Raw genomic sequence first — 7,068 nt, 5'->3', positions numbered from 1 at the left:
GTGCTCGTCCGCCGACCGCGCCGAGCCGTCGAACAACGCCGGCCGGCGGCGGGCGCCGCGGGCGACCGGGCCGGCCCGCAGCCGGACGATCACCACCACCAGCACGGCGAGCAGCGCCAGCACGATCAGGCCCGCCACGCCGCCGGGAACGGCGGCGCCGATGCCGGTGAACAGCTCGGTGAGCACCGCGCCGAGCCACCGCGCGGTCCGCTCGACGAGCGACGGCTCGGCGGCCTGGTAGAGGGGATCGGCGAGCTCGCGGCGCGCGGCCTCGCGCGCCTCGTCCCGGTCGACGTCGACCGGGATCACGGTGGCGGCTGGCCGGCCATCCTGGCCAGCTCGATGTCCATGCCCTCGCGGCGCATCCGCTGATCGGTGTACAGCAGCGCCGTCACGATCGCGACGAACGGCCTGGTGACGGTGCCGGCGATGATCCCGCCGATCGTGGTCAGGATCAGGTAGGTGACCGTCGGCGGCGCCGGCTCCGTGGTCACCTGGTCGAAGCCGCCGCCGAAGTAGGCGAACGGGGCCGTGATGATCAGGGTGAGGATGATCGTGATGACCAGCGCGAGCAGCTCGATGCCGAACACGCGCCACCACGATCCGCGCACGAGCTTCCGGGACCGGCCGAACGCCGCACCGATCCGGGCGTTCTCCAGCATCAGCGCGGGCGTGGCGAGCGAGAACAGGACGTACAGCCAGAGCGCAAGCGGGACCAGCGCGATGGCCACCACGACGGCCAGCGGCGGGACCGCGAGCGCCAGCACGAACAGGACCAGGCTGGCGCCGAGCGCGACCGCCGGGTAGACCATGGTCAGCCCCAGCAGGGCGAGCAGCCTCGGCCGCACCCGGGACCACACCTCGCCCGCCCCGATCGGTTGGCCGAGCACCGCCTTGCCGGCCACCACGGTCAGGAAGCCGGACAGGAGCACCAGGGTCGGCAGGCCGATCACCAGGATGATCCCCAGGTACGACATGGTCGCCCGGAACGCCGCGAGGACCTCTTCCGGTGGGGTGGCCTGAGTGATCGACGACGCGCGCCCGATGTCGTCGAGCAGCGGGTAGGTGGCCACGAGCAGCAGCAGCTCGCTCACCAGCACGACGATCGCGGACACGCCCAGCGTCGGCTTGGGATGCGCGCGCATGGTCGAGATGGCACCGTCGAGGATCTCGCTCACCCCGAGCGGGCGCAGCGGGATGACACCCGGCTTGAGCGCGCCCGCCCGCGGCGGCGGCGCCGACGGGTACTGCGGGTAGGCGGGCGAAGGTTGGCGCTGGGGATCGGGCTGGGGATCTGGGCTGGCCCAGCCGGGTCCGTCCGTCATCGGGCCCCCGTCAATCACTCGGTCGAGATTCGCAATCCTGCCAGATCGGACACGTGATCAGCGCGGCGGCGCGAACGGGTCGTCGCCGGTGGACTCTCCGGCGGGAGGGGGTGGGGCGGCGTGCCGGGCCCGCTCGCGCGCCCGGCGCTCGGCGAGCACGGCGGCCAGGTAGTGCGGTGCCCACGCCTCCGACGGTAGCGGCACGCCGAGGTGACCGCCGACCTCCGCGGCCAGCCGGGCGCCGAGCGCGTCCCGGGCGGCGGGGTCGAGCCGGTGGTAGCGGCCGAGGTACTGCCGGACGGCGAGGGCCAGGTCGTCCGGCACCGCGGCCACGTCGAGCCCGGAGGCCCACCCGGCCAGCGCCGGGGGCATGGTCACGGCCGGAGTCTCGGCCGCGGGGATCCGCTCGGCGACGACCACGGTTCCGGCAAGGAGGTCGCCGACCCGCTTGCCCTTCGCCGACGCCAGCGACACGAAGATCGCTACCGAGCCCAGCAGGCCGAACACCCAGAAGTCCACGAAGAACCCGGTCAGTCCGCGCACCAGCGCCTGCCGGAACCGGATCGGCCCGCCGTCGTCGCGGACCACCCGCAGCCCCAGCGCCGCCTTGCCCGGCGAACGGCCCCGGCTGAGCGTCTCGAACAGCACCGGGTAGCCGACCAGCACCGCGGCGACCACCACGACGCCGATCGCGGCGCGCAACGCCGGGTCCACGCTGCCCGCGCCGGCGAGGAACAGCAGCAGGACCACCAGCAGCACCACGGCCTGCACGAGCACGTCGATCGCGACCGCGACCCCGCGGCTGGCCAGCCGGGCCAGCCGCAGGTCGAGCACGACGGCCTCGCCGGTCACGAGGTCGGACATGTAGAGAAGGTATCTCCAGCCCGGCGAGCCTCGCCGATCCCCAGGTCGACCGCCCATAAGATGCGGCCGAGATTGTCGGGACGACAAGGAGTCAGGTCGCTATGTCGACATTTCACCCCACGGACCGCGAGCTGAGCCTCTCCCCGCGCGCCGCCTCCGACGACGACGAGCAGATCGAGGAGGTCAGCACCAACGGTCACGGCCCGACCGGCCGGCCCCGCCGGCACATCCCCGAGCCCCCCATGATCACCGCACACGGCCCGGCCAGGGTTCTGGCGCTGTGCAACCAGAAGGGCGGCGTCGGCAAGACCACGTCCACGATCAACCTGGGCGCCGCGCTGGCCGAGTACGGCCGCCGGGTGCTGCTGGTCGACTTCGACCCGCAGGGCGCGCTGTCGGTCGGCCTCGGCATCCCCGCGCACCAGCTCGAGAAGACCATCTACAACGTGCTCATCGAACGGTCCGTCGGCATCCACGACGTGGTGATCTCCACCGGCGTGGAGGGCATGGACCTGCTGCCCAGCAACATCGACCTGTCCGCCGCCGAGGTGCAGCTGGTCTCCGAGGTCGGCCGCGAGCACACGCTGGTCCGCACGCTGCGCCCGGTGATCGCCGAGTACGACTACGTGCTGATCGACTGCCAGCCGTCGCTCGGCCTGCTCACCGTCAACGCGCTCGCCGCCGCCGACGGCGTGCTCATCCCGCTGGAGTGCGAGTTCTTCAGCCTGCGCGGGGTCGCCCTGCTCATCGACACGATCGAGAAGGTGCGCGAGCGGCTCAACCCCAAGCTCGACATCACCGGCATCCTGGCGACCATGTTCGATCCGCGCACGGTGCACAACCGCGAGGTCATGGCCAGGGTGCTGGAGGCGTTCGGGGACACCGTGTTCGACACGGTGATCAACCGGACGGTCCGGTTCCCGGAGACCACCGTCGCCGGCGAGCCGATCACCCGCTGGGCGCCGCGGTCGGCGGGCGCCAAGGCCTACCGCCAGCTCGCGCGCGAAGTGATCGCCAGGTGACCCGGCGGACCTCACTGCCGGGCGCCGCGGAACTGTTCAGACAAACCGGCCGGGCACCCAGCGACAACGGCAACGGCAACGGGGACGGGGACGGGTGGTTCGACGCCGGGCAGCCGGCCAGCACGCACCGGGCCCGGCCGGCCTCCCCGCGCCGCGGCTCGCCAAGGCAGAAGCACCCCTCGAAGATCACCGTGTACGTGTCCGACGAGGAGCTGCTCGCCCTCGAGCACTCCCGGCTGGCGCTGCGCGCGACCCACGGCCTCGCGGTCGACCGCGGCCGAATCGTGCGCGAGGCCGTCGCGATCATGCTCGCGGATCTGGAGGAGCACGGCGACAACTCCATGCTGGTGCGACGGCTGCGTGGGGATGCTTCCCAGTGAGGGCTCCCGGCGCCCGAGGGCGGGCCGGAGGTCCGCCCTCGGAGCCGGCCTTCGCCATTGCGAACCGCCGGCTGACAACGGCAGAGGTCGATCCGAGCCCTCACCCTGAATCTGACACAGTGGAGCTTGTGGCGCCGACGCCCAGCGAGGTGCAGCCGACCCGGTTCACCGTCAAGCTGGCCAACTTCGAGGGTCCGTTCGACCTGCTGCTGCAGCTGATCTCGCAGCACCAGATGGACGTCACCGAGGTGGCGCTGCACCGGGTGACCGACGACTTCATCGCGCACATCCGCGCGCTCGGCGACGACTGGAACCTCGACGAGACGACGGAGTTCCTGGTCGTCGCCGCCACGCTGCTCGACCTGAAGGCGGCCAAGCTGCTGCCGTCGGGCGACGTGGAGGACGAGGAGGACCTGGCCCTGCTCGAGGCAAGGGACCTGCTGTTCGCCCGGCTGCTGCAGTATCGCGCGTACAAGCAGGTGGCCGCGCTGTTCGCCGAGCTGGAGGCCGGGGCGCTGCGCCGCTACCCGCGCTCGGTTGCGCTGGAGGAGCGGTACTCGGCGCTGCTGCCCGAGGTGATGCTCGGCGTGGACGCCAAGGCGTTCGCCGAGATCGCCGCGGCGGTGTTCCGGCCGAAGCCGCCGCCGGTGATCTCGCTGGACCACCTGCACGCGTCCAGGGTGTCGGTCCGGGAGATGGCCGCGCTGCTGCGGGTCCGGCTGGCCTCGTCTGGCCGGGCCACGTTCGCCGAGCTGATCGCCGACTGCCAGCACACCGTGGAGGTGGTGGCCCGCTTCCTCGCCCTGCTCGACCTGTACAAGGAGTCCGTGGTGGCGTTCCACCAGGTCGACGCGCTCGGCGAGTTGCACGTGGAGTGGACCGGCGGCAGCGTGGAAGACGCCACGGCCGCCGCGGACGCCGCAAGGGCGAGCACGGACGAGGAGGAGTACGGGTGACCGCACCCGAGGAGACGATTGTCGTGCCCGACGAGGAGATCTCGGCCGAGGAGGTCGCACCCGACGGCGGGCCCGTCGGGGACGCGGCGGTGGAGGAGGTCGCGGCCGAGGACGCCCCTGCTGACGGCGTGGCTGCCGGGGACGCCCCTGCCGACGACGCCCCTGCCGGGGACGCCGCAGTGGAGGAGGTCGCGGCCGAGGACGCCTCTGCCGACGGCGTGGCTGTCGGGGACGCGGCGGTGGAGGAGGTCGCGACCGAGGAGGTTCCGGTCGCGATGGCCGACTCGGATCTTCCCGACCTGTCCGCCGACGGCGACCTGGAGGCGGCGCTGGAGGCGCTGCTGCTCGTGGTGGACTCGCCGGCCGAGGAGGAGCTGCTGGCCACCGCCGTGGGCGCGGCGGTGACCAGGGTGAACGAGGCGCTGCTGCGGATGGCCGCCCGGTACACCGAGCAGGGGCGCGGCATCGACCTGCGGCACGTCGGTGGCGGCTGGCGGTTCTACACCCGCGACCGGTTCGCGCCGTTCGTGGAGAAGCTGCTGCTCGACGGCCAGCGGTCCCGGCTGACCAGGGCGGCGCTCGAGACGCTCGCGGTGATCGCCTACCGGCAGCCGGTGACCCGCCAGCGGGTGGCCGCGGTGCGCGGCGTCAACGTCGACGGCGTGATCCGCACGCTGCTGGCCCGCGGGCTGATCGAGGAGACCGGCACGGACAGCGAGACCGGCGGCATCCTGTACCGCACGACGGAGTTGTTCCTCGAGCGCATCGGTCTGTCCTCTTTGGACGAGCTGCCGCCGATCGCCCCGCTGCTGCCGGAGGTGGACGCGATCGATGACGTCTGAGCATCCCGAGGGGGTCCGCCTGCAGAAGGTGCTCGCCAAGGCCGGGGTCGGCTCGCGCCGGGCGGCCGAGGAGCTGATCGCCCAGGGGCGGGTGAGCATCGACGGCGCCGTGGTGACCGAGTTCGGCCGCCGGGTCGACCCGCGCACCGCGGTGATCCACGTGGACGGCGTGCGCGTCAACGTCCGCGAGGACCTGGTCTACCTCGCCCTCAACAAGCCGCGCGGGGTGCACACCACGATGTCCGACGAGCGCGGCCGCCCGTGCGTCGGCGACTACCTGCGCGGCCGCCGCGAGCGCCTGTTCCACGTCGGCCGGCTCGACGCCGAGACCGAGGGCCTGCTGCTGCTCACCAACGACGGCGACCTGGCGCACCGCCTCATGCACCCCTCCTACGAGGTGCTCAAGACCTACCTCGCCGAGGTCGCCGGCACCGTCCCACGCGGCCTCGGCCGCCGCCTGCGCGACGGCGTGGAGCTCGACGACGGCATGGTCACCGTCGACTCCTTCAAGGTGGTCGACAGCGTCGACGGCCGCACCCAGGTCGAGGTCGTCCTGCACGAGGGCCGCAAGCACATCGTGCGCCGCCTCCTCGCCGAGGTCGGCCACCCCGTCCAACGCCTCGTCCGCACCCGCATCGGCGACGTCCACCTCGGCGCCCAGCGCCCCGGCTCCCTCCGCCAACTCACCCGCGCCGAGGTCGGCTCCCTGTACTCCGCCGTCGGGCTGTGAGCGGTTTACATCCGATCCGCCGGGGGTGGGTGGTTCGGGAGGAGGTGCCAGGGCCCGACGTCGACGAGTTCGCCGAGCCGGAGCGGATCGAGGCGGCGCTGGCCGAGGATGGGGCGGCGCGGCGGACGCTGTTGGCGGTGCAGCATCCGCACCGGACGCCGGGGGCGCTTGCGGCGGGGCTGAACCTCGGGGACGCGCTGCCGATGGCGCGGGCGACGCTGGCGGTGCTGCTGGCGTCGGCGTACCGGCCGATCACCGACGTGGTCGCACCGTACATTGTGGACGGACCGGACGGGTCGGCGGTCGGGCTGCTGTGCATGGTGGGGCTGGACCGGCTGGCGGACACCGAGGAGGTCTATCCGGATGTCGTGGCCGACCGGGCCGGGATGCTGGCCGGGCTCGGCTGCGCCACGAGCGCGGCGATGCTGGTTCCGGTGGACGGCGGCGACCGGCTGACGTCGGCGGTGCGCGGCGTGATCTCCGGGCCGGCCGCCGTGTCCACTGTGGACTCGGGTGGGCGGCGGCACCGGGTGTGGCTGGCACCGCCCGACGAGGAGCTGCTGGACGCGGCGGGGACCGGCCACCTGCTGGTGGCCGACGGCAACCACCGGGTGGCGGCCGCGGTGGCCGCCGGGCTGGACGGGCTGCTCGCGCTCGTCACGGGTGGTCCGGATCTGCGGATCGGGGCGTTCCACCGGGTGCTGACCGGCACCGGGTTGGACGCCGGTGCGCTGGCCGCCGCGTGGCGGCGGGTGGGGCTGGTCGTTCGCGTGGCGGCGGCGCACACCGTTCCGACGCGGACCGGGGAGGTGGTGGCGCGGTGTCGCGACGGCACGCTCGTCGTCGAGTTGCCGCCGGGTCCGGTGATCGACCATGCGGTGGTCGAGGAACTGTTGCTGGGCAAGGCGCTCGGCGTCGACCCGGAGGGTCCGCGGGTGCGGCCGGTGCC

The 7,068-nt window shown here is 73.1% G+C and carries 8 protein-coding genes and 1 pseudogene; 6 read left to right on the top strand and 3 right to left on the bottom strand.

Going from position 1 to position 7,068, the window contains the following annotated elements; translation table 11 throughout:
- The 3 genes and pseudogenes from VGX25_RS11600 to VGX25_RS11590 all read right to left on the bottom strand — a co-directional run.
- A pseudogene (locus VGX25_RS11600) lies at positions 1–309 on the bottom strand (hypothetical protein); the annotation flags it as partial.
- Positions 306–1,325: a hypothetical protein gene (locus VGX25_RS11595; RefSeq protein WP_326917665.1), complete on the bottom strand. Its 1,020-nt coding sequence runs from the start codon at positions 1,323–1,325 to the stop codon at positions 306–308. The pseudogene VGX25_RS11600 and the gene VGX25_RS11595, both read right to left, overlap by 4 nt.
- 57 nt (positions 1,326–1,382) lie before the next feature.
- Entirely contained in the window at positions 1,383–2,189 is an 807-nt protein-coding gene (locus VGX25_RS11590) for an RDD family protein (protein ID WP_326917664.1), read from the bottom strand.
- A 101-nt stretch (positions 2,190–2,290) separates the two neighbouring features.
- On the opposite strand from VGX25_RS11590, the gene VGX25_RS11585 reads away from it, so the two are divergent.
- The 6 genes from VGX25_RS11585 to VGX25_RS11560 form a co-directional block, all read left to right on the top strand.
- Complete coding sequence (locus VGX25_RS11585; protein WP_326917663.1) at positions 2,291–3,211, top strand: ParA family protein; 921 nt, start codon at positions 2,291–2,293, stop codon at positions 3,209–3,211.
- The gene (locus VGX25_RS11580) at positions 3,208–3,591 is read left to right on the top strand and encodes a cobyrinic acid a,c-diamide synthase (protein ID WP_326917662.1); all 384 of its coding nucleotides are present in this window, start codon (positions 3,208–3,210) and stop codon (positions 3,589–3,591) included. Before VGX25_RS11585 ends, VGX25_RS11580 begins: the two co-directional genes overlap by 4 nt.
- Positions 3,592–3,719: 128 nt before the next feature.
- Positions 3,720–4,547, top strand: a complete 828-nt coding sequence (locus VGX25_RS11575; RefSeq protein ID WP_414635770.1) for a segregation and condensation protein A — start codon at positions 3,720–3,722, stop codon at positions 4,545–4,547.
- Positions 4,544–5,389, top strand: coding sequence for an SMC-Scp complex subunit ScpB (scpB, locus tag VGX25_RS11570; protein WP_326917660.1), 846 nt, complete (start codon positions 4,544–4,546; stop codon positions 5,387–5,389). The genes VGX25_RS11575 and scpB overlap by 4 nt, the downstream gene beginning before the upstream one ends.
- Positions 5,379–6,119 carry a pseudouridine synthase gene (locus VGX25_RS11565; protein ID WP_326917659.1) on the top strand — a complete coding sequence of 247 codons (741 nt, stop codon included), beginning with the start codon at positions 5,379–5,381 and terminating at the stop codon, positions 6,117–6,119. The genes scpB and VGX25_RS11565 overlap by 11 nt, the downstream gene beginning before the upstream one ends.
- Positions 6,120–6,163: 44 nt before the next feature.
- Positions 6,164–7,068, top strand: a 905-nt coding sequence (locus VGX25_RS11560) for a DUF1015 family protein (protein ID WP_326917658.1), incomplete at its 3' end; no start/stop codon positions are given.

The sequence above is a fragment of the Actinophytocola sp. genome, assembly GCF_035942955.1.
Lineage (GTDB): Bacteria > Actinomycetota > Actinomycetes > Mycobacteriales > Pseudonocardiaceae > DASYTH01.
This window is presented reverse-complemented; position numbering and strand designations above follow the sequence as displayed.

Coding starts and splice junctions, on each gene's coding strand:
- VGX25_RS11595 (WP_326917665.1), bottom strand. CDS start 1,325: ATGACGGACGGACCCGGCTGGGCCAGCCCAGATCCCCAGCCCGATCCC.
- VGX25_RS11590 (WP_326917664.1), bottom strand. CDS start 2,189: ATGTCCGACCTCGTGACCGGCGAGGCCGTCGTGCTCGACCTGCGGCTG.
- VGX25_RS11585 (WP_326917663.1), top strand. CDS start 2,291: ATGTCGACATTTCACCCCACGGACCGCGAGCTGAGCCTCTCCCCGCGC.
- VGX25_RS11565 (WP_326917659.1), top strand. CDS start 5,379: ATGACGTCTGAGCATCCCGAGGGGGTCCGCCTGCAGAAGGTGCTCGCC.